Raw genomic sequence first — 25,977 nt, 5'->3', positions numbered from 1 at the left:
CATACACTCAACTTTCCTGGGTTCCTAGTTCATTCAGTGTTGGATAATCGGTATAGCCTTTGGTACCTCCACCGAAGAAGGTCGTCCGATCTGGCTCGTTTAGCGGAGCATCGTGTTTTAGCCGATCAACCAAATCCGGGTTCGCCAGCGCCCATACACCGATTGGTGCAACATCCGCAATTCCAGCTTCAATATCAACATCAATATCCTCAAGAGGTCTTCCTGAACGATTCACCAACAACGCATTCGGCCAAAGGGAACGAATTTCTTGGAGAAACTCATCATTTCCGAAATGCATAACATGCAAATAGGCAAGATTAAGTTTCGCTAATTCCGGTATTAGATATCTGTAAAGGTCTGGGCCACTTTGTCCCTCGTCAATGCCACCGTACGTCATACCAGGAGAGATCCGGAAACCCGTACGGTCTGCTCCGATTTCCTCTGCCACTGCCTTAGCCACCTCAATGGCGAATCTAGAACGGTTCATGATCGAACCACCATAGTTGTCCATGCGGACGTTTGCACTTTCAGCAATGAACTGTTGAATTAGGTACCCGTTTGCTCCGTGAATTTCAACACCATCCGCTCCAGCACGAATCGCTGCAGCCGCGGCTTTGCGAAAATCGTCAATAGTGGTTTTAATCTCTGCTGTGCTCAATTCACGTGGCACGGGAATTTCCTGCATACCTTTGGCGGTGAAAATTTGATCACCCGGTGCAATCGCCGAGGGTGCAACTGGTTGACGATGATGAGGGGTATTGTCCGGGTGAGCCATTCTCCCCGCATGCATTAACTGAATGAACATGTAGCCACCTGCGGCGTGTACGGCATCAGTTACCTTTTTCCACCCTTCAATATGCCTATCGGTGTAAATACCAGGTGTCCACAAATAACCTTGTCCATCATCAGATGGTTGTGTTCCTTCACTAATAAGCAAACCAAGTGATGCTCTCTGTGCATAATAAAGAGAACTAAGTTCGCCCGGAGTACCATCATCTAGCGCTCTACTACGGGTCATCGGGGCCATCGCTAGACGGTGCGGTAGTCTTAATCGTCCAACGTTCACTGCATTCCACATCTTTTTCAAATTCAACACTCCTTCAAAAGAAAATATGTTTCCGACCACATATATAATATAACATCATTTTACGTTGCCGGCAACATAAAATGATGATGTTTTTGATTGAACACAAAAAGTGCCACTGCATTGCTGTAAAAATGCTGGACAACATGGGAGTAATTAAGGAACAATTTCGATCAGTAAGGTTAAACGAGCATTTAGACTCCAATTTGGGTATTTTACCAGCGTAATCTATTAGCAGTTAGAGCCAATTTATATTGAACAAACGAGTTCGAAAGCTCAAAGCCAGTTGCTTTATTTTCGTATTTGACAGCCCTTTTTAAGGAGGGATTGAGCAGTATAATACTTATTTTTCTAAGGAAGAGCTTTTTTATTCTCCACATTTACTTTGCGGTCTACAGCAAGAACCCTTCACTCCTGCAACGCTTGTCTTTCTGTTAACATTTATATCTCCACTTTATTTCGGGATAGAACCAGCAACTGAACGATAAAGCGCAGTTTCAAAAAAATAGAAAACCAATGTCAAGTTAATTTTTTTAGGCTTGATGATGATTTTCATCATTTAACATTTATTATGGGCAGCAAATGGGCACTATCTCCTTTACTTAATTCTTCTTTCATTTGTTTCTTCAACGTTATTAATTTATTCTCAATAAAATAATATCCATTTTTTACTATACAACTTACTACTATTGGAAATTTGTAAATATGCCATTTGAGTTCCATAAATATCTTTATTCACATCTATTATTTCTTGAGTAATATTAGCGATTTCATCACTAATATAAAGTTCATTGTCCGTAAAAAATATAAAAGCTTGCTCAACGGCAATAAACGCTTTCTCTAATTTTTTATGATCAATTATTTGCTTTACTTCTGTTTTTATAATCTATGCTTGTTAGGTAAGTGGACAGTTTGTGGGCGGTAGGTCATTTAAAAATAAGCACAAAAAAATACAAAGGTACTCAAAACCCTTGGTATCATTAATGCGGCCGAGAGAACTTGAACCTCCACGGGTTATTCACCCACTAGGCCCTCAATAAAGGGAAAGCTTATCATCATTTACAAGAGACCAGCATTTCATGTCAGTCATTCATCTATTTACACCGTTTTATATCCATTTTGTACGCAAAATCGGCACAGAATGTGGATATTTTTCAGCATTGATTGGTGTATCAATTGCACCTGACCAGTATTATTTACACAAATACCTTTTGATGCATATTCTAAAGCTAGAGTTTTTAAAATAAGGACATGTTTGTATTTGAATGGCTCTAGAGGATTAGTCTCCAATAGTTTTTAGAAAAGAAACATCAATATCATATAGACAACCAAACGACCATATGAAAGACTCAACTCGAAAAAGTTTCCATTCAAACCTTAAAAAATCATTCACTAAAATATAAATAATAGTGTTATGGGATCTTTATCTGAAAGTAGCTAAAAAGAACCCATTTTGAAAAAAATCAATCAAATGGGTTCTTTATTATTTTTTAAGCTATTTAATATAATATTTCAATTGCTCACGCGTAAACGGAATTAATTCTTCTGTTCGTCCATCTCGTATTTTGTTTGCCCAGTCAGGCTCAGCCAATAATGCGAGCAACTTCTTCTTTGGAATCTCTATGTTTTTTAACTTGTTTAACATCGTCTTGACTAATAATTCTTCCCTCTAATTCCTTTTATTTGTACCTTCCGTTCGGTACAATTTTATGTTAGCAGATTAAGCGGACAAGCTGTTAAGAAATGTTTCGATTTCTTCTTGTGTTTTCCGAGCCTTGCTAACAAACCGCCCTGCTTCTTCTCCGTTATGATAAGCGATAAAACTTGGAATACCAAATACATTCAATTCGATGCACAAATCAATAAAGTCATCCCGGTCTACATAAATAAACTGATATTCCAAATAATTTGCTTCAATATCCGGCAAAATTGGCTCGATCGCCCGACAGTCTGGGCACCAGTCCGCTGAAAACATAAAGACAACACGCTCTGTTTTTTTAAACTTCTCATATTGATCCATTGATTGTAATTTTTTCATCATGATTCCCTCCATTTTTTCATATACATAATCTTTGTATTCTTTAGCACGTATAAGATGTTGGATATCATCTATATTATCCATTTGAACTTCTCGCATCCATCCTGAATCATAAGGGGATTCATTTACATATTCAGAGACTATCCTCTAATTCTGTGTTTACTTTTAGAATTTAAAGGATAGATAAGTTCGGAGTAGTTTTAATGGACTCCACATCACCACAGCTATTGTTTATCGTTAATGAATTCCCTTCCTTCTGGGGATCTAAGAATACAATTTCATCAAATCGTTGTTTGAGCATAATCTGTAATCCCTAAACGTACTCGATCTTCAACTTTTGCCCAAATAGGGTCCTTGGAATAATACAGTTCTGTTGGTGTAATCACTTAACCTCCTTCTATCAACAACTAAACTTTTATACTATTAGTATGCCTTTTTAGATTTCAACCCTGTATCTTTAAAATAAAAAGACTAGTATTCACCATTTTCATTTACAAAGCACAATTGTTACTACCAACCATCAATTATCTACCTTATTTAAAATAGAGTACAACAGAGTAGCTTAAGAAAAAAATCACTGTATTTCAGTGATTAATAAATGCATCATTCCAGAAGGGGTCATGACTATTACATCATCATTTAATTTGTGACCAATTAGACTTTTTCCGATTGGAGACTCATCTGATATATAGTTTTCAGATAAATGTGATTCTGCGGGACTAACAAGTTTAAGATGCATTTCATATTTTCCTGTCATTTCTTTAACAGTGACAATGGATCCGATCCCTACTTCTCGTATTTTTGCATTTTTAATTATTTTTGCTTGCTTTATAATGTATTCTAAATCATTTATTTTCTTTTTAAGTGTAGCAAATTCATCTACTGAAATTTGATACTCAGGATCTTTATTAAAATCACAAAAATTTCTGCTCTCTTGAACTTTTTCACTAACTTCTTTCCATCTTTTTTTCTTTAAACAAAGTAATTCTTTCTTCAACGCATTATAACCAGCTTCCGTAAGTAACTTCTTGTCCATCAATCATTCACCCTCCTTTACCCAAACTACTTTTCTCGGCACTTATGCGATAATCAGTAACGGTAGGGAAATCCGGAAAATCCATTGCTAAGTTAAAGTTTTTAAAATTAAGCCTGATACAGTACTGTTAGTCCAACAGTTGGTTTGACCTTAAGCTCCATAATTCCATGGAACTTCCGCACTTATGCAGTGGAATAATAACAAGAATGGTGTTAAATTAAAGGGGGAAAGTAAAGCTGTTCCTATTCAACTAAAGGATTGCTTTAATTAAAGAATAAAGATTAAACAGGTAAAAATGGAAAGAGAATCAGTCAAGTTCTCTTAAAAACGAAAAATACAAGCCATTACTGTGCTAAAAAACAAAATGAGTACATCGTTTAATGTTTATAACGGATAAGAGAAATCATTGCCCAAACTCCTATAATAGGACCGATCGCTAGGATGGAGAATGCCCATTTCCACCCTACGATATCTTCAAAGACCGGAATCAAATAAATAGAAAAGACGGTAATAAGAAAACCTATAGCCATTTGAAATGTCAAGGCAGTTCCTGCACATTCTGATTTTGCGAAATCTGCAACCATTGCAGAAAATTGTGCTGAATCTGCAACAACTGATATCCCCCAAATGATTGCTACAATAACGGTAATCCATATAGAAAGACCAAAGGTAAGTCCGATACATAAAGAAGATAGAGCACTCACAATCATGGCAATCATAGAAAGTCGTGCTTTCCCAATTTTATCAGCATATAATCCACCTATTATCGAACCTATAGCCCCCGAAATTCCAATTGTTAAAAATGCGAACAGTGTACTAATCTCTTGTAAAATTGTTCCCTTTAAGGATGCTTTAAAGCTGGCTGTTAAGAAATATGGAAGCCATGTCCACATAGCATACAATTCCCACATATGACCAAAATATCCATAGTTAGCTAACATTACAGGTCGATCTTTTAAGATATATTTGAGTGTATTCATCGACACAGTAGCTACTTCTTTTTTAGACTCCGGAGCATCCGGAAGACCCCAATGCATAACACCAGCTGCGACCAATGCTAATAAAGAGCTGACTAGCATTAATATCTTCCAGCTGACATTTGGAATAAATAAATTAAAAAGATGTGGCAATGAAGAACCTAATGTCAGAGCTGCAATTAGGATTCCAATACCCAATCCTCGTCTATCTTGAAACCAAGTAGAGAGTAGTTTCACGGCAGTAGGATAAACACCTGCCATAGTAATTCCTGTTAGAAAACGTAAACTTAATCCCACTACCATTCCAGTGCTTAAAGTAAATAAACTATTGATGACAGCTCCGAATATACAGGCAATAGCAAATATTTTTCTTGGGTTATAACGGTCTGCCAACCCTAGAAAAGCAAAACAAATGGCTCCAATAATGAACCCAACCTGTACGGATGTGGTCATCCATGACCCTTCTGTTGCACTCATTCCCCATTGATGTTTTAATTGGGGAAGAACGGCTGAAGCGCTAAACCATAAACTGAGGGCAAATAGTTCAGCCAATGCAATCAAAAATAGAGCCTTCCATCTATTAATACTGTTCACATCAGACATAATGGGGGTTTTTCCTCCTCTCGCATTTCCAATTCTACCTGCAACGTATGAGAACGTAGACATTACGCATGTAATATGATCGTATATCTACGTTTTTTTAAAAAATTAGTTATACAAAATAAATAAGATCGACCCTGTCATAAAGTTTTTTACTTATTACGTTTAAAAGTTGAATTTACTTGAACATTTCTTTCTAATGAATTTTTCATAGGCGAAATTTCCATTGCTTTTGAAACTAATTCTTCAAGTTGTTTATCGTCTGCACCACTATCTATTATGAATTGAACATCAATTTTTTTAAAACCTGGATTCCCTTCTTTTAAGCCCAAGAATACATTTAAATCTAATTGTCCTGAAGCGTTAACTTCTAGTGAATTTACCTTAATCCCCATTAAACTAGCTGTTGCAATAAATCCAATTGATAAACAACCACCCAATCCACTTAATAAAAGTTCAACTGGATTTGGACCCTTATTAGATCCTGATAACCAACCTGACTCATCAATCAGAACGGGTTTGTGATCATCTACTTGCGCTTCAGCGTAAAATCCATCTTTCCCTTTTATCGAAGAAGACCATCCTGCCATTCCTTCCTCAGGATTTTTCTTATAATTTTCTACTAAGTCTTCAATAACTTTTATCGACTCCATTAATTTTTGTCATTTTTATATCTCCTTCATTTTGTTTTTTATAAGGATTATCTCTTTCTACTCTTGTTATCTAATAAAAGTTATTATGATTTTTAGGGGGAATGACACAGCTGCCAACAGTACATAATCCTGCATAAGATTATTCATCATATGCAACTAATGCATTAACTCCATGAGAAAGAGCAGATCCAGCTTTCAAGGCAGTTGCTACCATAATTGATTCAGCAACTTCTTCTCTCGTTGCTTTCGCTTTTTTGGCTGCTTTAGTGTGGATATCAATACAGTAAGGGCACCCTGTTGTATGCGCCACTGCTATAGCAATCAACTCTTTTTCCTTAACACTAAGTAATCCCGCCTTCATAGCTTGTTGGTCAAATGTCATAAACGCTTTAAAAGCATCTCCATCTAACTGAGAAAACTCTTTTAGTCGGTTGATATAAGGAGCTCTAAATAATTCATCATCAGCTGTTCCATCGTAAGCGTTTAAAGCATTGACACCATGAGCAAGAGCAGACCCTGCTTTCAATGCTGTTGCTACCATTATTGATTCAGCCATTTCCTCCTTAGAAGTTCTATGTTTTTTAACTTGTTTAACATGAAAATCAATACAATGGGGACATCCAGTCGTATGAGCAACAGCAACTGCAATTAATTCCTTTAATTTAGCTGTTAACTTTCCTTCAGATAACGCTTTTCTGTAAAAAGCTACAAATGTTTTAAAGCTTTCAGGTGAAAGTGTACTAAATTCACCTAAACGGTTAAAATGTGATTTTTTGTATAAACTATCGTTCTGATTCATAATTTTCCCCTCTAACTTTTTTATTCCACACCTAACTGTACCTACTATTTGGTACAGTTAGGTGTGATTATAATATTACTAAAATAATGTTGTTTCTTATGAATTCTCAAGGTTTTCAATATAATGTTGGACGCTTTGAGCTGCTATTGATCCATCACCCGTAGCTGTGACAATTTGGCGCAGGGTTTTTTCACGGATATCTCCAGCTGCATAAATACCAGGAATCTTTGTAGCCATTGCTTCATTCGTCATTACATAACCTTCTTCATTGGTTATGTCTAAGTTTTTGAATGCACCATTTAACGGAAGTGTCCCCACGTAAATAAATACACCATTTGCAGGGAATTGAGATTGTTCCCCTGTTTTTGTATCTTTTAACGTTACTGTATTCACTGTTCCATTTCCTGCGTTTATACTTGTAACTTCTTTATTCCAAATGAATTCAATCTTTTCATTGCTAAATGCTCTTTCTTGGAGTATTTTTTGCGCACGCAACTGATCTCGACGGTGAATAATGGTGACTTTTGAAGCGAAACGTGTAAGATACACAGCTTCTTCTACAGCTGAGTCTCCTCCACCCACAACAACAAGTTCACGTCCTTTAAAGAAGGCTCCATCACACACGGCACAATATGAAACTCCTAGACCACCAAGCTCATTCTCCCCTGGAACTCCAAGCTTTTTATGGTCTGCCCCAGTAGCGATAATAACAGATTTTGCATAAAATTCTTTTTTTGTAGTTACTACTTTTTTTAAACGGCCTTCATCTATAATTTCTGTTATATCTCCATATTCATATACAGCACCAAACTTTTTGGCGTGCTCAAACATTTTATTAGAGAGGTCTGGACCTAAAATATGATCAAAACCAGGATAATTCTCTACATCCTGCGTATTAGCCATTTGTCCACCAGGTATTCCACGTTCAATAAGCAATGTGTTCAAATTAGCACGTGAAGTGTAAACTGCTGCTGTCATTCCCGCAGGACCTGCCCCAACTATGATGACATCATAAATTTTCATTTCCTCCAATATGTTCTCCCTCCTTTAAAAGAATCCATTAATGCACATTTGATTAAAGGGACTTAATTTTTGAAACTTCTTCTTTTAATTGCGCAATACCAACAATACCAGCAAAAGGTTTTTCGAATTTATTATTAGAATAGAAGCGTGTATTAGGGATACTCATTACACCAAATTCTGCAGCAAGCTCCGGATTCTCATCCACATCAACTTTAACAACTTGTACTTTATCACCATACTCTTTGTCAAACTCCTCTAATGTCTCAGCAAAAACCCGGCATGGTCCACACCAAGATGCTGAAAAGTTTAGTAAAACCACTTTATCTGTATTTAAGTTCTTTTCTAAATTACCATCTGTTACTTTGATTATAGTCATTTTGTTTTTCCTCCTGAGTTGTAAAAAGCTTTTTTAATAATTAATTGAATCGGATTAAAGAGTAGACACTTTACCTTTGACTTCTATTTCTACGCCTGCTTTTTTGATCATGTTACCTACTTTACATGCTCTATCAGCTGCTTCATTCACTCTTTGCATTGACTGTACTTCTTTTTCTGTTGCATCAGCAGATAAAACAACACGAGGATAATGGATAATATCAAAACTACTGTCAGAAGCAACCATCTCAGAATCAACCTCAATACTCACTACTGGCAGTTTTCTTGATTCAACCATAGACACTAATGTTGCTACATAACAAGCTTGTACTGATGACACAAGGATTTCTTTAGGTGATGCTCCTTCCCCATTACCTCCATACTCTGTTCCTATAGCAATGGGTGTATCAATATATTGAGATTTGATGGTGCCGTTTCCTTCTACTCCTCCTTTCCAAACAGCATTTAGTTTTACATTCAAATTAGACATGTTAAACACTCCTTTAGTTTTTGATTGCCATATTTTTTTAACATTGTTAAAACATCAGGTTGTATATATTTCACTTACTCTTTCTAGTCTTTTTTCTAATTGTTCAATATGAACAAAGCGTGCTTCTCTCAAATATTCAGTTCCTTCAATGAATAAAAGGAGTGCAGGAACTGTAAGAATTGAAAACCTTGAGGCTATCTCCTCTACGTTGTAAGCATTGATATACCCTAATTTGATATGTGGAAATTTATCCAGTAATTCTCTGAGTTGAGGCAAGACTGCATGGCATACTCCACAATCCGGCCTTGAAATATACAAAAAACTAAATTTATTATGATGGATAAAGTTATCTATTGAATCTAAAGATGTTAATTCAACTGTTTCTACCATTAGACCTCTCCCTCCTAATACTAGTCTTTAATAGATTTAAACTTAAAACTGCCATTGCTAAACAGACCAGATCTAAATTTAGTTTTGGAAGAGAAGTTAGAGTTTTAAAAAACTCATCTAAGAAAAAATTGGTTGCCCCACTTATTTTTTTCTTGGAGGAATTCCGCAGCTTCCATCAGTACAAAGTGTGTCATCCTCACTATTCACTGATAGATTCTTAAGTTTCAATAACGGATTTTCTTCTTCCCATATCTTGTTAAGTGCCTCTAAGAAAGCCTCTGCTGGTTGTGCCCCAGAAACGGCGTATTTCTGATTTATAATTAAAAAGGGAACTCCAGAGATACCATAACGCTTAGCTTCTATTTGATCTGATCTTACCTCATCTGCATAAAGAGACTTGTCATTTAGGACCTTCAGAGCCTCTTGTCTATCTAAACCAGAAGCTTCTGCTAAATCTGCAAGGGTTTCATGATCACCTACATCCTTAGAATCAGTAAAGTGTGCATAAAGCAGAGTTTCCGAGATATCAGCTTCTTTTCCTTTTGTTTTTGCCCATTTTGTTAAGCGATGGGAATCAAACGTATTAGTTGGTTTCAAACCTTCTAAATTAAATGTTAATCCAACCTTTTTTGCACTTTGAGTTAAGTTTTCAAGGAACTGTTTTGTTTGTTCGGAATCCCCAAATTTAGGGAGTAATTTTTCATAATAACTTTGCCCGTTATATACTGGCGCACTAGGATCTAATTCAAAGCTTTTATATTCAACTTTAACTTCATCTTTAAAAGGGAATTGTTTCAATGCTTTTTCTAAATTTTGTTTACCTATATAACAAAAGGGACATGCTACATCAGACCAAACCTCAATATTCATATGAACACTCCTTTAATAAAATTATTTAAATTTGGCTTACGTAATTATCGTATTCCTCCGCATTTAGAAGTTCTTTTATCTCCTCTGTGTTAGAAGCTTTTACTTTCAGTAACCACCCTTTATCATAAGGTGATTCATTCACAAATTCTGGACTATCTTCTAATTCTGTATTCACTTCTATAATCTGTCCGTTAATCGGAGAAAAAGCTCAGATGTAGTTTTAACTGATTCAATACTCCCAAAGCTAGCATCTTTCACTGTTGAAGTTCCCATTTCTGGGAGTTCCAGAAATACAATTTCTCCAAGCGTTGATTGAGCATAATCAGTAATTCCTAAGGTAGCAATGCTGTTATCAACCTTTACCCATAAATGTTCTTTAGAATAATACATATCTGTTGTACTCCTTCAGTCAGTTATAAGCAAGTTACTGTACCTACTATTTGGTACAGTAACTTTTGAAAAATACGCTTATAATTATTCTTTTTTCTTATTGTGACTTAAAGATGCCTGAACATGAACATTTCTTTGGATTGTATTTTTTACAGGTGAAAGTTTCATGGCCTGTGCAACAAGTTCTTCAATCTGATGTTCATCCGCATCACTATCGACATTAAAATGCGCATTGATTTCATCAAAACCAGGATTTCCTTCCTTTAATCCTAAAAAGACATTCAAATCTAGTTGTCCTGAAACCTCTACTGCTAATGAGTTTATCTTGATTCCCATTCCACTAGCAGTTGCAATAAACCCCACTGACAAGCAAGAACCTAGTGCGCTTAATAAATATTCCACTGGGTTTGCTCCCTTATTGGAACCTGCTAACCATTTTGGCTCATCAACATGAATAGGAGCATGATCACCTACTTTTGCCTCAACATGGAATCCGTTATCCCATTTTACAGAAGATGACCAACTTCCAGTACCTTCAGCAGGATTTTTTTTGTATTGCTCCACTAAACCTTCAATAATACTCATATCAACACCATTTAATTTTGCCATTGTTTATCTCTCCTCCAGCACAGAATTGTACCTACCAGTCGGTACAGAAAGAGCTTAACATAAGAAAAACAATATTGCAAGAAAAAAAACAGTTGACTATTCTAGATTAAATTGTTTTCGGATTACTTCTATAATGTCACTTAAAAAGTTGACGTTTTGTTGGTTTTTCATTAGCAAGATTCCTCCTTCAATCATAGCTACAATTGCTTGAGCATCTTTTTTAGTATCAAAGGAATCTAACAGACCTTGTTCAACCATTTCATTTAATGTAATCTCTATAGCCCCTATCCAACATTCAAATAAATGTTGAATTTTTACACGAAACGTTTCATCATGCTCACTCATTTCAATGGCTAAGTTTCCTATCGGACAACCTGATTTATTCTTCACTTCAGTATGAAAAGTAAGGGTTCTGTCCAGCATCATATTTAACTTATTTACTGGAGTATTATCTGACTGAAGAATATCTGATATTAACTCTGTTTGCCATTCATGGACTATAGATTCCACTACTGCTAATCCTAAATCATATTTAGATGAGAAGTAATGGTAAAATTGGCCTTTTCCAATCTCTGCAGCCATAAGAATATCATTTATAGAGGTTGCTTGATATCCCTTAGAATAAATAATCTCTCTTGCAGCTGATATTATTTCATGCTTTTTAGACAAATTTCTCACACCTTAATCGCAAAGTTTAGTTTATATATTATATGATTCCATTAGGTTTTGCCAAGTAATTTAGGAATGGTTCATATTTCTATTATCCAGTATAATCATCAGAACATTGCTTTCAAGTAATGAACAGTTAAGAAATACCTTAAAATATAAATGTAGAACAAGTAGGAGAAGTTTTAACGGCTACCTTGCTCTAGCACCAAGTAAATAAAAAACAACAGGAATTCTGTTCCTGCTGCTCCCAATTGTGTATGTTTTCGGAATGAGCTGGATCCACCAGTACCTTTCCCCTGTCTAGATAGAATTAATATTCCCCAATTAATCATTCTAAAATTTACAGTACGTACACCTGCCATATTTAAGTTGTCCCACTTTCCAAAAGCCGTACAAACAAATACGTTTCAAGGGCAAATCTTTAAATTCACCTTAGATTTGTTTTTTTAGTTAAAATTTCGATCGTTGTTTTGGAAATTAATTTGATCGGCTGTTGGATGGTTGTCAATTCCAGCAGAATAGCCTGAATTGTTTCTGTGCCGTCATAACCTGACGGGAGATGTCTTTTCCGCGTTTTTGGCATCCGTAATGATTGCAACTGCCATGATATCATCACCAGCAAAAATTTCATCAGAAGATAGTCCATACATTAACTGGATTCGTTCAACTGCTTTATTGTTTTTGATCCATATACTCCGTCTATACCGTTATTTTGCGCCCTTTTCCGAGTAAATTATAGGGGCTGCCAGCGCTTTCTGAATTTATGTAACCTTCCCCTCTCATCTTCGAGCTTTTCTCTTAAGAGCTGGAAGGTATTAATTAATCTAGTCACCAGGTTTTATAGAGACGGCTTTTTACGAGGCAGAACAGGGTATTTGAAATTACATAAACAAACTAAAACAGAGACTAAATATGGAGAACTTAAAAGGAAGTACAAATTTTATTCCTTTTGACTCAATTGTCAATGTTGAACCAATACATAAAGAAAAACCCTCAATTGAGAGGGTTTAATCAATTCTCATGTTTGATTCCGGTCAGAAAGTTGATGATATGCTGCATTTTGCTCTACAGTAAAAGTTGTAACCAAGCCTAAACTTAAAGTAACTGCAGTAAGAATAATGATTACACCTTTTTTAAAATTCATACAGGCATTCTCCCCTCTGAATTTGTTTTTGCGTTTCAAGCATTTTTTGATGATAAATATAAGATGTTTCAAACTCCTTTGATTTTGCAAAAACTTCAGCAGTATCAATTGCGATATCTTCCACATACGCATAATTCTTATTTCTTTCTAGGTAATCAATAGTTTTTTTGATTCCCGCTTGATCTACTGCATTAATATAAAGTGCTTCCAAGTATTTTTGCAGGGACATAAAAAGTTTATCACCTTGGGATATCGCAGCGGATAAACCCTTTTTACTCATTTTTATTGCTTCACTTGTTTTCCCCTGCTTAAAAAGAAATTTAGCGTATGTAAACAGGGAATGTGGTAAATTGCTCAACTTAGCACTTTCTGATACCTTGGCAGCCTCATTTAAGAAATGGTCTGCTTTATCATTTATTCCTAAATCTGCGTAATTCTTTCCGAGATTGTAGTAAGCCGAGCTAAGCAGCCTTTCATTGCGCTCTAATTGTTTGGACAACTCTAAGGCTTTTTCAAGGTGCGGCAAGCTTTTCTCGAAATGTTTAAAATCAACGTAATTTCCAGATATCACGAAATGACATTGTATTTTTCGCACTTTATAAAGTTCATATTGATTATAAATGTCCATCGCTTGTTTAACATGGTGCATCGAGATATGATTTTGCTTCATAATATAGTAAGCTTCAGCCAACTTAAAATGAAATTCCGCCTTCTCAATATCATCATTAACATGAGTAAGGTGTTTTTCTGCTTCTCGATAAAAACCAATTGCTTTGACATATTCCCTCTTATCAAACTCATACATTCCACGAAAAAACAGAGAGTAGTAAGACAACAGACCAGTTATCCCCTTATTGGATGCTTCTATTTTATCAAGCAGTTCATCAATAGTTGGCCTGATTCTTGTTGTAACTGGTTCCAAATAATCTAACATAAGCTGATGACGAAATTTCATTAGAGAGAAGTAAATAAGTAAATACTCATCTTCCTCCATCTGATTGATCTCTTGTTCCACCTCAGCCTTTAAAATCTCTGCATCCGGGACACTAAATTGACGTATCATTTTATACCATTCATTGATCTTTACGCCAACTTCTGACGATGATAAAACCGGATTCACAGGACCCCTCCTTTTATGTCTTTTTATGTAATATTCTAACATTTCCAAAAAGTGTTTGAACCGCAAAAAAACCGCAAACTTTTTTCTCTGTACCTTGGATATGATTAATCAAGATAATTTTAAGTTCGTTTCATCTTTCTTCCATGGTAATATTTTGTTATACGATTAAATTGAAAGGATATGATCATGAAAGTATTTGAAGCTAAAACACTTCTATCTGAAGCTACAGACCGCGCCAAAGAATATAAAGAACTAAGGACGCAAATGGTCAACTTGAGAAAAGCTTTACAAAGCGTCGCTGAGCTGGACGACAGCGAATTCTCAGGTAAAGGCGCTAATAACATTAAAGCATTCTATTACGATCATGTTGGTGTGACTGATCAATGGATCGACTACATTGACATGAAGATCGCATTTTTTAACAGCATTGCCAGAGCTGTCGAGGACAAAGGTCTCTCTGATGCTTATATTGAAGAATCTTTTTTAGAACATGAACTGGCTAACGCCCATAAAAAATCAAAATCCATCATGTCTGAACAGAAAAAAGCCATGAAAGATATCCTAAACGACATTGACGACATCCTTCCGCTCGACTTGTTTTCAACAGAAACCTTCAAGAATGAGCTTGCAGATGCCAATGACAAACGCAAAAAAACAATTGAAAAACTAGGTGATCTTGACGAAGATTTACTGACAGAATATGCTATGTCAGAACCAAATGAACAATTCATCAAGTCAGATTTCCAAAAGCTCCAAGAAGCAACTGCCAAAGGCAAAAACGCTACGCCCATCCACTACAACGCCAAGGCATACCGTGAAAGCGACATACATAAGAAAAAAGGCGATATTGAGAAGCGAACGGAAGCTTATTTGACGATTAAGAAGAAAGAAGAAAAAGAACGGGAGATTGAAAAACTGAAAGAAAGACTGAAGAATTACGATTATGCGGATGCCGATGAATTTTACTCAATGGCAAAAACCATTGGTTATGACAATCTTACTAAAGGTCAACAAAGGTATTTTACACAGATTGAAAACACACATGAGTTAATGGCTGGTGCCAAAGGTACTGTTACAGCCCTTTATGATATGACAGCTGAAACATTAGACTATATGGCACACAATCATCCTGTCGACATGCTTATTAATTCTGCAGTTGCAGTTTATCACTATGATTCCACATTTAATTCAATTAAAGATGCAATTATAACCTCCTATGTAAGAGACGTAAAGAACGGTGACACTGAATCAAAGGCTCATTGGTTTACATATGCAGCAGTAAACATCTTTGGTTTAAAAGGTGCTGGTTCAGTTGCTAAAATAGGAGTGAAAACAGCCGGAAAAGCTGCAATCAAAAAAGTGTCAAAGAAACTTGATACAACTCCTGATCCTCTTTCAACTCTGAAACCATTTGTTATGAGAGAAGAAGTTGTGACAGTTGAGGGCTTTCCCTATAATGTTATTAATGATGTAAGTTTGAAGGATCGTTTGCTTCAATTAATTGAAGCTGCTAATCCAAGAAAAAGGCTACCTAGAACTAACGGCAGATGGGAAGGAACTCCGGGTAACGGAAAATGGTATTCGGATAAACCAGAAGTAAACGAAGTTACCAAAGGGGAACCGGTTGCTTTCAAGAATGGTCGTCCTGATTTTTCTCCTTGGACAGAAGCAACAATAAAATTTAAACCGGGGGAATTAAATGGGAGCCAAGATGACTTTACTAAAGTTTATGAGAGAATTAAAGAAATGAAGGGATTTAAAAGTAATAATCAAGCAAAAGAGTGGTTAAGGGATGTTAAAAAAGTTACACCTCATCATTTTGATGGGAATACTATTCAACTAGTACCAACCAAACTCCATAAAAACATTCCACATATAGGTTCAGCGTCAGATTTGAGAGGAGGATATAAATAATGAGTTTTGATGTTATTAAAAACAAATTAGAGCAATTTGATATCAAAAAATACGGTGAGAATACATATTCAGAAAGTGACGTCATTGCTATTGAATCGAAGTATGGTTTTACATTGCCGCTAGAATATAAAAATTTCCTTCTGGAGTATGGAGAGTGTGCATTTAATGAAGATGACATTTATTGCAACTCTTTAGAAGAAAACCCTTGGGTTAAAGATAAATTAATAACGGTCGATTTATTTTATGGATTAAATAATAATGATAATTCACTTGTCTACAACATAGAGGCATATAAAGAAGAATTCCCTCAAGGAAGAATCCCGATTGCAAGTTGTCCAGGAGGAAATGAAATAAGCTTAACTATCGAGGGCAATTCGATAGGGAGAGTTCATTTTTGGGATCATGAATCTACAAATGAACGGGAAGCATTTTATTTGGTTGCGGAAAGCTTTACTGACTTTATCATGAGGTTTAGTAAGCAGATAAAACATAAGTCTTTTGATGATTCAGGAATAGAATCAATGGAATTTAAAGATGGTTTTTTTGATGATTAAAATAAGATTTATCCAATATGAATGACTTTAAAAAGAAGAGTCACTTACAAGCCCCTCTCAATGAGAAGGGCTTATTCTATTTACAATCTATAAATGGCTATATTAACGAAGTTTTATAAACAATAAACGTCATACTTGGCATCATCATCAAAATCCAAGGAGAATACAATTAGTTGACCAAAAGGTGCATCGGAAAACAGGCCATACACCTTTGAGGTGGAGGAAGTAAGAACAGATAGGAGTCGGTAATATGACAGAATGGAGATTTGCCGAAGAGCCAATTGGGGAAACAACTGTTAAAAAAATCGAAAAGGCATTAGATATTAAGTTTCCAAAAGACTACGTTACAACTATATTAAACAACAATGGGGCGCGCCCAAGTAAAAAGATATTTGACTTTGAAAATACAAAAGGCGCGGTTTTTAATCGATTACATGGTTTAACTGAGGATAGTTCAAGTTTTATTTTAGAGGTCTTTGAAGATTACCAGGATGGAAGGATGCTTCCTGGGATAGTTCCTTTTGCTTGTGATCCTTTCGGTAACGAAATCTGCTTCGATTATCGTCTGAACAAAGAGAATCCGTCCGTAGTTTTCTGGGATCACGAGATTGCATATGAAGATCCTGATAAAGCTTTGAGTCATATATGTGATTCATTTACAGAGTTGGTTAATAAACTATACGAGGAATAAACGAATAAAGCCTTTCCCCTTCTTTTTGAGCAGAAAGGCTCTTTAATACTTTCTCCGGTATAAAAAGATGGAAAGCCCTTCTCGTTATAGAGGGCTTTAATTGGGAGTGAAAATGAAATGGATAATAAAACTAAAGAATTAATTAACTATTTCTTTAAGGTTATGGGTGATGAACGATTTTTACGAATTTTAGAGAAATTCGCCAACGGAGAAGGTTATGGTATAGAAAATGTCTGGTGTGTATTTGCTGATGACTACGAACAGTGGGAAGAAGATTACTTTGGAGATGAGGGTATAGCTTTTTATTACAATTACCCAGCAGTCGAAGAAGATGAAGAAGTCATATTAGATTACGAAAATTTCTATAAATATTTAAATGAAATTGTTGGTCAATATGTAGAACGACACCCAGAAAATAAATCAGAAGTAGAAAAATACATGGGAACCATTAAAGAGAAATATAAGGGCTATAACTGGACATGATAAGTTCGTTCAAAGAAAGGCGAGAACAGAGCCTCAGTAGCACAAAATGTTGGTTCCTTTTGGAGTTCGCAGAATCAACAAAAAACTTAACTCCAGGTCATGTTTTCATGTTAACGAATCCTAAACTAATAACAAAAAATCCAGAGCTTTATCAACCTGAATTACCTAATGTCCTAAGGGGTTATACTTTGGTGATTAAGATTTTTGAAAAGTTTTCAATCCCCCTATGATTTTGCGCTATTGTTTAGTGACGGAAAACTCCTCTGACTTTACTATGAGTTTTAGGTGAGTATGTGAAAATAAGTCCTATAGTGATCTAGGAATAATAGAGACAATGGAATTTAAAAATGGATTTTTAACAATAAAAAAGCCCCTTTTATGAGGCTTTTTTAAATTCTTATAAATATAACTTTATAAAGCTATTAAGACGGTCTTATAAATAAATCATTATTCAATTCACAATTAAATTCTCCATTATTAAATAAAATATAAAATTTTTGAACTCCTGGTGTACTGATTTCCACGTCAAAAGAATACTTAATATACTTATTTTCTCTATTTAGTATTATAGGCTGACCAATATTATATTCAAATCTTTCTGCATAGTTGATAAAAGATATTTCTTGCTGTCCATTGTATACTTTCCACTCATTTTCAGTTATTAATTTTAAGTCTGGAACTCTGTTTAACTCAATTATAGATGTTAGATATAATTCGATTGTAAAAACTTCATTAGAGTATATAGGCTCTTCAACACTTTTTGGGAAAAATGAAGCTTGTAAAACCCCATCATTCTGATGAGTATTTTTCGTTATTGTTAAAGCTGATACTTTTCCCTCAGCTTCTGTGATAGTAACTTCTAAATCAGAATTTTTATTTAGTAAATATTCGATAATTAATGCATAAAGAATTAAGGATAATAACCAGAGCAAGTACAACCTATCCTTATATCCATCTCCTAAGAGTGCTCCTAATATAATTAATGAAAATGTAATAAATATATTAATTACTGTTTTTAATCGCATCAACAATTTCCCTCGTGAATTTAATTAAGTATTGATCATCACTATTATTTACTGAGATTTTACCTTTTTGAAAAATTGAGATAAACTCATCTTCAACCAACATTGTGATTTTTTCAATTTCATAATTATTTGCGATATTTTTTAATTTCTCTTCACTAACAAAGTCAAGGAAAAAATCTCCTTCCTCTTCATCATAATATTCAAGGTTCTTAATTGAGCCACCCAATTTTAATTTAACATTCAAAAATTGATTATTGCTGATAAAATGCTTTGATATTTTAACTTTTGTTTTATTTGAAATATGCTTTACCACATCTGATTCATATTCTGAAGTGACTTTCTCAATTAAAAGATAGTCACTGTCTAAAAAGAAGAAACAGTTTATTAAAGAGGAATATGTAAAATTATGTTGATTCCCCATCCTCTTAGTTCCAATCTGATAAACATCACTGATATTCAGAACAAAATGAAACATATTTTTTGCAACTTGATTAAAATGAAATAAACTTATCTCTTCGTTTTTCTTAAAAAAGTTAATTTTATTTTTACTTAGCAACTTTAATTTAGAAGGTTTATCTACTCTAAACAGTGAGAAGTTCATTTCTATACCTCCTCTTCTTTAATCCCCTTCAACTTAGACATTAAATATACAACAAAATCCATTAGAGATGAACCACAAAGCTCTTCTTCATCAATAACAATTCTGTTCCCCTGATTATAAAGTTTAACTGTAACTTTGTTAGGGGCTCCTTTTGCACTATATGGAAGCTGAAATTTTATATGTGACATTTTTCCATGATTACGATAATCATCATCTACTCTCGAAGGATGCTTATCATCAGCTAAATCAATTTCATAAGAAACTCTTTGAGTCCTATCTCCATCCTTATCTATTTTGTCTATTTTTACAGCAGACCATTCAAAAATTGGATCCTGTTGTATTTTTCTTAATAAATCATTATCTAAACGAAGAGCATTAGCCTCAAAACCCAATTCTTCAACTAAAGATTTCACTCGACTTTTTGATCTTTCTTCAGTTGAATTATCAAATTTTAGAATAAGATCGCTTTCATTCGTAATAATAAGCGAAGCTTTTGAAAAATATCGATGTTGTGTCTCAACTGTTGTTAACTGGTCATTTTCCAGACGTGCTTCAAAGTAATTACCAAGATTCACAAGAGAGGTGCAATAACTCTCTATAACCGGTAATCCATTTCTAATATTTTTACGTGTGTTTATAAATCCTTCTCCATTTATTGTTTTGCCATCATTATCTATTGGAGCACTTTTCTTTTTCATTTCTTTAATCACTTCATCTAAATTCAGCTTTCCTTCATGACTAAAAAACAAATCCAATTGGTCAGCTGTATTTAATCTATAAATTGTTAGAGAAGCCATCTCTTTCCCCCATTTACCTTTTCCTCTTTAACATAATTATGAACCTCGTTAAAAAAATGTCAAGAAAAGCAAGTAAATAGGTCTTTTCTAATTTATTTAATTAACAACTTAAAAAATTAACTACTCAAAGAAGCCTCTCTCTTCCTAAAGAAAGAGGCCTATTCTAACAATAAAATTATTTCAATAAGTTAAGTCTTAGCAGTTAATTAATGTATGTTGTTTAGTAATCCACTCCTTTCTTAAAGAGATGGCAAAAGTATGACGAATCTTTTATGATAAGAAATACTCGAGCTTTTCTTTAGTCTTAGGTCCATAAATTCCATCAGCAGTTAGTTCATGCATCAACTGAAATCGTCTAACTGCATCTGCTGTTTTCGGACCGTATACGCCGTCAATACCATTATTCTTCGCTCCTTTATCCGGGTAGAAGTATAGTGCAGCCAGTGCTTTTTGAATTTGAGTTACCTTTTCCCCCCTCATCATTGGGCTCTTCACTTTGAAAATACCGGAAGGCAGCGCATATGATGTCTTTTTGCTGCTTGAGTTTGTTGTTTTCTTTTTAGCTACACTTACTTTGCTTGAGCTTGTTTCCCCACCTAGCGTTTTTAATTCTTTTTCAATGGCAGCCTTAACTTGATTCCATCTTCCCTCTGACAAAATACGGTGCGGGCAATACTTCCCGTTCCAGTCTTGATGCTTGCGGACACGATCAATGCCCCATCCGCGTTCTTTAAGTAGCTGCGCCACAAACTTAATAGCAAGCTTTTCCGCTGCCTTATATCGCGCCCCTCCTGACTTGCTATAACAAATTTCGACACCAATCGACTTACGATTCCCTGTACCGTTTGTTCCATCTCCTGTGTGCCAAGCGTTACGATTCGTTGGAATCCCTTGAATAACTTGTTTATCGTCTACTGCAAAGTGAAAACTCGTTGAGCTAGAGTTATTCTTCATGTAAGAAATCTCATTGGCTGCTGAAGCATCATTCGCAGTGTTGTGAATAGTGATGTATTCAGCTTTCATTGGATTAGGACATTTCAATCCATATTTTGATTTAGAGACTAGATTTTTAACAACTTTGATTGGCATATATCCTCTCTCCTTCTGTCTACATAATAAAAAAGCCACTGGCTTAGCCAGCAGCTTTGTCTGCGTTATCCTTACTCTGTTCTTTTTCGTTCTCAATTGTCTGTAATCGATCTGTTATCGTTGAAGGGATTTTAACACCGATCTGTGCTAAGTTTTCAGTTATTGACAAGCCTTCATTAGCAATATAAAAAAGAACGGTACCAAAGGTTAGGACACCGTTCAAATTGAGTACTGTATCAATAACGTTTGCTAAAATGACCGCAAAGAAATTGAGTAGCTTGCGGACATAGCCAAACCATGCGCTTCGGCTTCGCAGTTTCTTGAATTTCCATGCCCTAATTACTCCTGTTAAAACGTCAATTATGCTAAGTACTAGAAGTAAATCAAGGTACTTCACCCCTCCAAATAAATATACTCTTGCTAAATCTAATGTTTCAAAATTGATAAACAAACTTGTCTCCTCCATTTCTAATCACCTCCTCCGAGGCAAATAAAAAAGGACAGCCGGATCTTATGAGACGGCCGTCCCTCTAACTGAAAAGTTTCCATTTGTTAAAGCTGTAAGCTCCATAACAATTTCTTTAAAACCAGTAATGTCAAAAGACCAGGCTTCAGATTTTCCTTTTGTGCTAGTGGCAAACGTTCCGTCATCCACTTTCTGCCCTCTAAGGGCTCTTATTGTTCCCGATAAGGATTTACCCCAGAACTTCAATTCACTTGTCTCAGCCGTCCCATAAACCTCAATGAGTAACGTTTTGAATGATCCAACGGTGAATGGGTTACCCTCACCTGTGGTTTCCGTTTTATCGTGAAAGACAATATCCATTGTTTTTGATTGAGTGTCTAATGAGCTAAGGTTCAGGCCTTCAGTCTGAACTTTTAAACGACCATCATCAGTTAAGCCGCTTTTATCTAGCTGGACTGAGAACGGAGCAACTGCTGTAATAGGAACAGCTTGTTTAATATTTATATCCTCTTTATCCTCTTCACCTGCGCCCAATGACTGGTAAAGTAAGAATTCAGATTGCTGTAGGTTACCATTTACGTATCTGAAACGGAAATAGCGTTTAGTTAAATGAATCCATTCAGTCTCGCCAAGTGTATTTGCTTTAACAAACAACGAAGAGACTGTAGTCCATGAATTCATATCGTTACTTTCTTCAATGAATAAGGTACCTTCACGATCAGAATAAGCGTGACCTTTTACTTTTGAAATTAAAATCTGACCTAATCGATCTTGGCCATATTGCGTGTACACTTCAGTCGCTTTTATAACTGCGATCGTCAGCAGCTCCGCATTACCTGAAATAGTAGCCACGGGTACTACAAAATCCCTGTTCCCTTCTCGATAAGGTTTAGCCGCTCCTGGCTTACCGGTTGCATCTGTTGGAAATTGAAAACTATATGATGCCATTAAAAATCCTCCTTGCTATAGTAGATCATTAGTGGTGAGCATGGGTTTACAACGGAACCACCCCCGTTCCGTTTCCTTTAAGGACTTTCAAAAATCAAGTTAAATTGCAAAAAGACTTGATTTGTTCCATGTATTTATTTAGTTGCTGTAGTTAAACTATACATATACTAAAGTATAGGAGTTTTACACATTAATATTCAACAAATTCGTAATGCCACACTTGTAGTCGAATATGCAGGCAAAACATTTTTAATAGATTCCATGTTAGCTGAGTAGGGGGCTTACCCTCCATTCCCAAATGCGCCAAGACAAGATCAAAACAACCCTTTGGTTGAATTGCCAACATCTGTTGACAATATTATTAAAGATATTGATGCTGTTATTGTTACTCATCTATGCGGTGTTGTGTTCAAACATCAAAGTAAGAAAACGTTATATATCGCTGGAGATACAGTCTGGTATGATGCGGTTCAAGAAGAGATTGAAACACATCAGCCGGACATCATTGTCGTGAACGGCGGCGATAATCAATTCTACGAAGGCGGTTCTCTCATCATGGGTAAAGAAGATATCTATGCAACATATAAAGCTGCTCCAAATGCAAAAATTATCGTGAGCCACATGGAAGCTGTCAACCATTGGGGATTATCAAAAGAAGAATTAAAATCCTTTATTAAGGAAAAAGGAATCGCTTCTGATGTTTTAGTGCCTGAAGATGGAGAATCATATTCATTTTAATCTAATACATGAGATGAAGTTTTTAACTAAGGGAGGGAGCGTTCATTATGTCCGTTGAAAACAATAGAGAATTAGTGCGTCGTTACTTTGAAACGATTGAACAAGAAAAATACGATGACTTAAAAGACTTTTGCCATAAAGACTTTGTATTCTATCCACAATTAGATACACCGTATCCAGGAGTAGAGGGTTTAATTGAATCAGAAAAGAAAAACTTTGATTCTTTCCCAGGTTTCAAAATGCCAATTAAAGCAATGGTAGCTGAAGGCGGCCTTGTTGCAGTATATTTTATATTTGAAGGCAAGCATACAGGTATTCCATTTGCTGGAGTTTCTGCAACGGGAAAAACCGTTAAATTCTCTCTTATGATGTTATTACGTATTGCTGACGGTAAAATTATTGAGCATAGATCTCATGTAGATGTGCATGATATTCTCCGCCAGCTAAACAGTGATGCCTAAAGCTTTAAAAGCTTGAAGTGTGTCTAGTTTTGATTTATCAATATATGTAGTTAGAAGATTCTTCTTTTGAGGGTCTTCTTTTATCTAAAACGATCTCAATAAGTTCAAATTTCTCGGAGTTCAATAAAGCAAAGGAAAAATTGCAAAAATTACTTAAGGAAGTGTTTATTTTGAAATCAAATGTTAATATCGTTTGGAAGAGTGGTTTAAAAGGGAACGGATTTCTTGAAACAGAGTTTCTAGATACAAAGATTGCTATTCCTGCTGAATTTGGCGGAAGTGGAAATGGAGCCTCTCCAAAAGAGATTCTTGTAGCATCTGCAGCAGCTTGTTATACCTCAGTTCTTGTATCAATGATTGAATCAAGGTATCTTCCTGTTGTGGATTTGACTGTAAATTCTGAAGGAATTAATTCTGACGATGAATTTAAAATCATCCACTATCCTCATATTGTTTTATCCGGAAAAGCAACAGAAAAACAAATTCAAGCAGCCAATAGAATATTTTCACTTGCAGATAAAGGATGCACTGTAGGAAACTTATTAAAAAAAGCTGGTGTCAAGATTGAGATACAAGGAAATATTTCTTCTACTAACTAGTTTGAAGTATTGATAACTAAAAGGCAAAAAACATTCTGATCAAAAGTAATACTATTTTTTTATATTGTTTTTAGATCAAGCAATTGCTTGGTCTCTTTTCTAGCTAGTCTGTTTTATATATTCTCTTCTTTTCTACATATTATTATGACACCATTAATCCTTCATTCAAAATAATCACATCCTTAGCGTCTTTACATAAAAAAGAAAGGCCAACGTATGAAACTGTCTGTTGGTCTTTCTTTTTATCTACCCCTTAAGAAAGTCAATCTATTTTCATAGAATATCTAACCAAATTTTAACGGTAGTCACTAAAATCAAAAGAGCTAAAATCCATTGCAGAAACTTAGTCTCTACCTTTTGTCCAACTTTTGCGCCAACAGGAGAAGCAATTAAACTAGCAATAATAAGAACCATAGCTGGTACAAAAAGAACCTGGCCCGTGATTACTTTTCCAACTGTTGCTCCAATAGATGAAAGAAATGTAATCGCAAGAGATGAAGCGACGGTGATTCTTACAGGAATATTTAAAATCGATAACATAATGGGGACTAGGATAAAGGCGCCGCCAGCTCCTAAAATACCTGATACGCCGCCAATGATAAAGGCTATGGACGAAGCTAACCATTTATTAAATATCACTTCTTCGCCTTCTTTATGTGCTTGTCCTCTTTTAGGTATCAACATTAAAATAACCGCTATAATAGCCAGAATTCCATATATAAAGTTAATTCCTTTTTCAGATATGAAATGAGAAAAGTAACTCCCAAATACACTCCCTATAAGAATACTGGTTCCCATGTAAATGATTAATTTTTTATTTAAAAACCCGCTCTTACGATAAGCCCAAACACCACCAAGTGTTGCAAAGAAAATTTGAATAGCTCCTATCCCTGAAACTTCATGGGCTGTTAATGACAACACTCCCACTAAAGAAGGAATGTACAATAACATTGGATAATTAATAACAGATCCGCCAATACCAATCATTCCAGAAATAAAGGAGCCAATAAACCCTATGATGAAAAGAGTGATAATAAAGGCAATGTCCATTTAGGTTTCCTCCTTTTCAAAGGAAAAAGGGTATCTTTTTATTCGATACCCCTTCATATTAATTAGCCTTTTTTAATCCAGAATTTTAGTACATCACCTTCTTCAGTTTTCTCTAAAAGGTCATGCCCACCTGATTTAGACCAAGCCGCTAGATCACTTTTGAATCCTTTATCCGTTGCATGTACTTCTAATATTTGACCTGATTCTAATTCATTCATCGCTTTCTTTGTTCTGACGATTGGCATTGGACATGCCAACCCTTTTGCGTCTAATACTTTATCTGATTTCATGTTC

General features: G+C 35.3%; 29 protein-coding genes and 4 pseudogenes. 8 read left to right on the top strand and 25 right to left on the bottom strand.

The window, feature by feature from the left end; genetic code table 11:
- Positions 1 to 7: 7 nt before the first annotated feature.
- The 17 genes and pseudogenes from UJ203_RS02530 to UJ203_RS02455 form a co-directional block, all read right to left on the bottom strand.
- On the bottom strand, positions 8 to 1,078 hold the full coding sequence (locus UJ203_RS02530; protein ID WP_415859181.1) for an alkene reductase: 1,071 nt from the start codon (positions 1,076 to 1,078) through the stop codon (positions 8 to 10).
- 1,726 nt (positions 1,079 to 2,804) lie between these two features.
- On the bottom strand, positions 2,805 to 3,137 hold the full coding sequence (locus UJ203_RS02525) for a thioredoxin family protein (RefSeq protein ID WP_322009445.1): 333 nt from the start codon (positions 3,135 to 3,137) through the stop codon (positions 2,805 to 2,807).
- A gap of 18 nt (positions 3,138 to 3,155) precedes the next feature.
- A pseudogene (locus UJ203_RS20870) lies at positions 3,156 to 3,266 on the bottom strand (glycine cleavage system protein H); the annotation flags it as partial.
- 430 nt (positions 3,267 to 3,696) lie between these two features.
- Complete coding sequence (locus tag UJ203_RS02520) at positions 3,697 to 4,158, bottom strand: GreA/GreB family elongation factor (RefSeq protein WP_322008538.1); 462 nt, start codon at positions 4,156 to 4,158, stop codon at positions 3,697 to 3,699.
- A gap of 377 nt (positions 4,159 to 4,535) precedes the next feature.
- On the bottom strand, positions 4,536 to 5,738 hold the full coding sequence (locus UJ203_RS02515) for an MFS transporter (protein WP_322008537.1): 1,203 nt from the start codon (positions 5,736 to 5,738) through the stop codon (positions 4,536 to 4,538).
- Positions 5,739 to 5,887: 149 nt separating this feature from the next.
- Positions 5,888 to 6,388 (bottom strand): OsmC family protein, encoded by a 501-nt coding sequence (locus UJ203_RS02510; protein ID WP_322008536.1) that lies wholly within the window; start codon positions 6,386 to 6,388, stop codon positions 5,888 to 5,890.
- A gap of 139 nt (positions 6,389 to 6,527) precedes the next feature.
- Positions 6,528 to 7,187, bottom strand: a complete 660-nt coding sequence (locus UJ203_RS02505; RefSeq protein WP_322008535.1) for a carboxymuconolactone decarboxylase family protein — start codon at positions 7,185 to 7,187, stop codon at positions 6,528 to 6,530.
- Positions 7,188 to 7,283: 96 nt separating this feature from the next.
- Positions 7,284 to 8,219, bottom strand: coding sequence for a thioredoxin-disulfide reductase (gene trxB / locus UJ203_RS02500; protein ID WP_322008534.1), 936 nt, complete (start codon positions 8,217 to 8,219; stop codon positions 7,284 to 7,286).
- A gap of 43 nt (positions 8,220 to 8,262) precedes the next feature.
- Positions 8,263 to 8,604, bottom strand: a pseudogene (locus UJ203_RS02495) (thioredoxin family protein); the annotation flags it as partial.
- A 36-nt stretch (positions 8,605 to 8,640) separates the two neighbouring features.
- Positions 8,641 to 9,075: an OsmC family protein gene (locus UJ203_RS02490; RefSeq protein WP_322008533.1), complete on the bottom strand. Its 435-nt coding sequence runs from the start codon at positions 9,073 to 9,075 to the stop codon at positions 8,641 to 8,643.
- Between the two features lie 54 nt (positions 9,076 to 9,129).
- On the bottom strand, positions 9,130 to 9,465 hold the full coding sequence (locus tag UJ203_RS02485) for a thioredoxin family protein (protein ID WP_322008532.1): 336 nt from the start codon (positions 9,463 to 9,465) through the stop codon (positions 9,130 to 9,132).
- A gap of 141 nt (positions 9,466 to 9,606) precedes the next feature.
- On the bottom strand, positions 9,607 to 10,335 hold the full coding sequence (locus UJ203_RS02480; RefSeq protein ID WP_322008531.1) for a DsbA family oxidoreductase: 729 nt from the start codon (positions 10,333 to 10,335) through the stop codon (positions 9,607 to 9,609).
- A 25-nt stretch (positions 10,336 to 10,360) separates the two neighbouring features.
- Positions 10,361 to 10,725: pseudogene (gene gcvH, locus UJ203_RS02475) on the bottom strand (glycine cleavage system protein GcvH).
- A gap of 84 nt (positions 10,726 to 10,809) precedes the next feature.
- On the bottom strand, positions 10,810 to 11,334 hold the full coding sequence (locus UJ203_RS02470; RefSeq protein WP_305934100.1) for an OsmC family protein: 525 nt from the start codon (positions 11,332 to 11,334) through the stop codon (positions 10,810 to 10,812).
- Positions 11,335 to 11,430: 96 nt separating this feature from the next.
- A complete protein-coding gene (locus UJ203_RS02465) occupies positions 11,431 to 12,003 on the bottom strand; it encodes a TetR/AcrR family transcriptional regulator (protein WP_010788730.1) in 573 nt (190 codons plus the stop codon).
- Positions 12,004 to 13,021: 1,018 nt separating this feature from the next.
- Positions 13,022 to 13,147 carry a hypothetical protein gene (locus UJ203_RS02460; RefSeq protein WP_322008530.1) on the bottom strand — a complete coding sequence of 42 codons (126 nt, stop codon included), beginning with the start codon at positions 13,145 to 13,147 and terminating at the stop codon, positions 13,022 to 13,024.
- Positions 13,137 to 14,267, bottom strand: coding sequence for an aspartate phosphatase (locus tag UJ203_RS02455; protein WP_322008529.1), 1,131 nt, complete (start codon positions 14,265 to 14,267; stop codon positions 13,137 to 13,139). Before UJ203_RS02455 ends, UJ203_RS02460 begins: the two co-directional genes overlap by 11 nt.
- A 186-nt stretch (positions 14,268 to 14,453) precedes the next feature.
- On the opposite strand from UJ203_RS02455, the gene UJ203_RS02450 reads away from it, so the two are divergent.
- The 5 genes from UJ203_RS02450 (at position 14,454) to cdiI (ending at position 17,909) form a co-directional block, all read left to right on the top strand.
- A complete protein-coding gene (locus UJ203_RS02450) occupies positions 14,454 to 16,181 on the top strand; it encodes a T7SS effector LXG polymorphic toxin (protein ID WP_322008528.1) in 1,728 nt (575 codons plus the stop codon).
- Entirely contained in the window at positions 16,181 to 16,735 is a 555-nt protein-coding gene (locus UJ203_RS02445; protein ID WP_069704079.1) for an SMI1/KNR4 family protein, read from the top strand. Before UJ203_RS02450 ends, UJ203_RS02445 begins: the two co-directional genes overlap by 1 nt.
- Positions 16,736 to 16,850: 115 nt before the next feature.
- A complete protein-coding gene (locus tag UJ203_RS20865; RefSeq protein ID WP_080481045.1) occupies positions 16,851 to 16,964 on the top strand; it encodes an HNH endonuclease in 114 nt (37 codons plus the stop codon).
- A 21-nt stretch (positions 16,965 to 16,985) separates the two neighbouring features.
- Positions 16,986 to 17,426 carry an SMI1/KNR4 family protein gene (locus UJ203_RS02440; RefSeq protein WP_151268164.1) on the top strand — a complete coding sequence of 147 codons (441 nt, stop codon included), beginning with the start codon at positions 16,986 to 16,988 and terminating at the stop codon, positions 17,424 to 17,426.
- Between the two features lie 117 nt (positions 17,427 to 17,543).
- Entirely contained in the window at positions 17,544 to 17,909 is a 366-nt protein-coding gene (gene cdiI, locus UJ203_RS02435; RefSeq protein ID WP_019715070.1) for a ribonuclease toxin immunity protein CdiI, read from the top strand.
- A 422-nt stretch (positions 17,910 to 18,331) separates the two neighbouring features.
- Here cdiI and UJ203_RS02430 read toward each other — a convergent pair whose 3' ends face one another.
- The 6 genes from UJ203_RS02430 to xepA form a co-directional block, all read right to left on the bottom strand.
- Positions 18,332 to 18,937, bottom strand: coding sequence for a hypothetical protein (locus UJ203_RS02430; protein ID WP_138921986.1), 606 nt, complete (start codon positions 18,935 to 18,937; stop codon positions 18,332 to 18,334).
- Positions 18,912 to 19,535, bottom strand: a complete 624-nt coding sequence (locus tag UJ203_RS02425; protein ID WP_322008527.1) for a hypothetical protein — start codon at positions 19,533 to 19,535, stop codon at positions 18,912 to 18,914. The genes UJ203_RS02430 and UJ203_RS02425 overlap by 26 nt, the downstream gene beginning before the upstream one ends.
- A 2-nt stretch (positions 19,536 to 19,537) precedes the next feature.
- Positions 19,538 to 20,332 (bottom strand): hypothetical protein, encoded by a 795-nt coding sequence (locus tag UJ203_RS02420; RefSeq protein WP_019715074.1) that lies wholly within the window; start codon positions 20,330 to 20,332, stop codon positions 19,538 to 19,540.
- A 270-nt stretch (positions 20,333 to 20,602) separates the two neighbouring features.
- Positions 20,603 to 21,421, bottom strand: a complete 819-nt coding sequence (locus UJ203_RS02415; RefSeq protein ID WP_322008526.1) for an N-acetylmuramoyl-L-alanine amidase — start codon at positions 21,419 to 21,421, stop codon at positions 20,603 to 20,605.
- A gap of 43 nt (positions 21,422 to 21,464) precedes the next feature.
- Positions 21,465 to 21,887 (bottom strand): holin family protein, encoded by a 423-nt coding sequence (locus tag UJ203_RS02410; RefSeq protein ID WP_322008525.1) that lies wholly within the window; start codon positions 21,885 to 21,887, stop codon positions 21,465 to 21,467.
- Positions 21,888 to 21,932: 45 nt separating this feature from the next.
- Positions 21,933 to 22,835, bottom strand: a complete 903-nt coding sequence (gene xepA / locus UJ203_RS02405; protein WP_322008524.1) for a phage-like element PBSX protein XepA — start codon at positions 22,833 to 22,835, stop codon at positions 21,933 to 21,935.
- A gap of 189 nt (positions 22,836 to 23,024) precedes the next feature.
- Here xepA and UJ203_RS02400 point away from each other — a divergent pair.
- The 3 genes and pseudogenes from UJ203_RS02400 to UJ203_RS02390 all read left to right on the top strand — a co-directional run bounded on the left by UJ203_RS02400 (position 23,025) and on the right by UJ203_RS02390 (position 24,633).
- A pseudogene (locus UJ203_RS02400) lies at positions 23,025 to 23,573 on the top strand (MBL fold metallo-hydrolase).
- 47 nt (positions 23,574 to 23,620) lie between these two features.
- Positions 23,621 to 24,034: an ester cyclase gene (locus tag UJ203_RS02395; protein WP_322008523.1), complete on the top strand. Its 414-nt coding sequence runs from the start codon at positions 23,621 to 23,623 to the stop codon at positions 24,032 to 24,034.
- Positions 24,035 to 24,204: 170 nt separating this feature from the next.
- Positions 24,205 to 24,633 carry an OsmC family protein gene (locus UJ203_RS02390; protein WP_305935247.1) on the top strand — a complete coding sequence of 143 codons (429 nt, stop codon included), beginning with the start codon at positions 24,205 to 24,207 and terminating at the stop codon, positions 24,631 to 24,633.
- A 273-nt stretch (positions 24,634 to 24,906) separates the two neighbouring features.
- Here the strand turns inward: UJ203_RS02390 and UJ203_RS02385 are convergent, their stop codons facing one another.
- Together UJ203_RS02385 and UJ203_RS02380 are read right to left on the bottom strand one after the other, a co-directional pair.
- Entirely contained in the window at positions 24,907 to 25,683 is a 777-nt protein-coding gene (locus tag UJ203_RS02385) for a sulfite exporter TauE/SafE family protein (protein WP_322008522.1), read from the bottom strand.
- A gap of 62 nt (positions 25,684 to 25,745) precedes the next feature.
- A complete protein-coding gene (locus tag UJ203_RS02380; RefSeq protein ID WP_268477860.1) occupies positions 25,746 to 25,973 on the bottom strand; it encodes a sulfurtransferase TusA family protein in 228 nt (75 codons plus the stop codon).
- Between the last annotated feature and the right edge of the window lie 4 nt (positions 25,974 to 25,977).

Origin of the sequence: Bacillus sp. V26 (assembly GCF_034296245.1) — a bacterium.
GTDB lineage: Bacteria > Bacillota > Bacilli > Bacillales > Bacillaceae > Bacillus > Bacillus halotolerans.
This window is presented reverse-complemented; position numbering and strand designations above follow the sequence as displayed.

Excerpts from the sequence above, each read along its gene's own strand:
- UJ203_RS02530 (WP_415859181.1), bottom strand. The coding sequence starts at position 1,078 with ATGTGGAATGCAGTGAACGTTGGACGATTAAGACTACCGCACCGTCTA.
- UJ203_RS02525 (WP_322009445.1), bottom strand. The coding sequence starts at position 3,137 with ATGGAGGGAATCATGATGAAAAAATTACAATCAATGGATCAATATGAG.
- UJ203_RS02520 (WP_322008538.1), bottom strand. The coding sequence starts at position 4,158 with ATGGACAAGAAGTTACTTACGGAAGCTGGTTATAATGCGTTGAAGAAA.
- UJ203_RS02515 (WP_322008537.1), bottom strand. The coding sequence starts at position 5,738 with ATGTCTGATGTGAACAGTATTAATAGATGGAAGGCTCTATTTTTGATT.
- UJ203_RS02510 (WP_322008536.1), bottom strand. The coding sequence starts at position 6,388 with ATGGAGTCGATAAAAGTTATTGAAGACTTAGTAGAAAATTATAAGAAA.
- UJ203_RS02505 (WP_322008535.1), bottom strand. The coding sequence starts at position 7,187 with ATGAATCAGAACGATAGTTTATACAAAAAATCACATTTTAACCGTTTA.
- UJ203_RS02490 (WP_322008533.1), bottom strand. The coding sequence starts at position 9,075 with ATGTCTAATTTGAATGTAAAACTAAATGCTGTTTGGAAAGGAGGAGTA.
- UJ203_RS02485 (WP_322008532.1), bottom strand. The coding sequence starts at position 9,465 with ATGGTAGAAACAGTTGAATTAACATCTTTAGATTCAATAGATAACTTT.
- UJ203_RS02480 (WP_322008531.1), bottom strand. The coding sequence starts at position 10,335 with ATGAATATTGAGGTTTGGTCTGATGTAGCATGTCCCTTTTGTTATATA.
- UJ203_RS02470 (WP_305934100.1), bottom strand. The coding sequence starts at position 11,334 with ATGGCAAAATTAAATGGTGTTGATATGAGTATTATTGAAGGTTTAGTG.
- UJ203_RS02460 (WP_322008530.1), bottom strand. The coding sequence starts at position 13,147 with ATGAATTTTAAAAAAGGTGTAATCATTATTCTTACTGCAGTTACTTTA.
- UJ203_RS02450 (WP_322008528.1), top strand. The coding sequence starts at position 14,454 with ATGAAAGTATTTGAAGCTAAAACACTTCTATCTGAAGCTACAGACCGC.
- UJ203_RS02445 (WP_069704079.1), top strand. The coding sequence starts at position 16,181 with ATGAGTTTTGATGTTATTAAAAACAAATTAGAGCAATTTGATATCAAA.
- UJ203_RS02440 (WP_151268164.1), top strand. The coding sequence starts at position 16,986 with ATGACAGAATGGAGATTTGCCGAAGAGCCAATTGGGGAAACAACTGTT.
- cdiI (WP_019715070.1), top strand. The coding sequence starts at position 17,544 with ATGGATAATAAAACTAAAGAATTAATTAACTATTTCTTTAAGGTTATG.
- UJ203_RS02425 (WP_322008527.1), bottom strand. The coding sequence starts at position 19,535 with ATGAACTTCTCACTGTTTAGAGTAGATAAACCTTCTAAATTAAAGTTG.
- UJ203_RS02420 (WP_019715074.1), bottom strand. The coding sequence starts at position 20,332 with ATGGCTTCTCTAACAATTTATAGATTAAATACAGCTGACCAATTGGAT.
- UJ203_RS02415 (WP_322008526.1), bottom strand. The coding sequence starts at position 21,421 with ATGCCAATCAAAGTTGTTAAAAATCTAGTCTCTAAATCAAAATATGGA.
- UJ203_RS02410 (WP_322008525.1), bottom strand. The coding sequence starts at position 21,887 with ATGGAGGAGACAAGTTTGTTTATCAATTTTGAAACATTAGATTTAGCA.
- xepA (WP_322008524.1), bottom strand. The coding sequence starts at position 22,835 with ATGGCATCATATAGTTTTCAATTTCCAACAGATGCAACCGGTAAGCCA.
- UJ203_RS02395 (WP_322008523.1), top strand. The coding sequence starts at position 23,621 with ATGTCCGTTGAAAACAATAGAGAATTAGTGCGTCGTTACTTTGAAACG.
- UJ203_RS02385 (WP_322008522.1), bottom strand. The coding sequence starts at position 25,683 with ATGGACATTGCCTTTATTATCACTCTTTTCATCATAGGGTTTATTGGC.
- UJ203_RS02380 (WP_268477860.1), bottom strand. The coding sequence starts at position 25,973 with ATGAAATCAGATAAAGTATTAGACGCAAAAGGGTTGGCATGTCCAATG.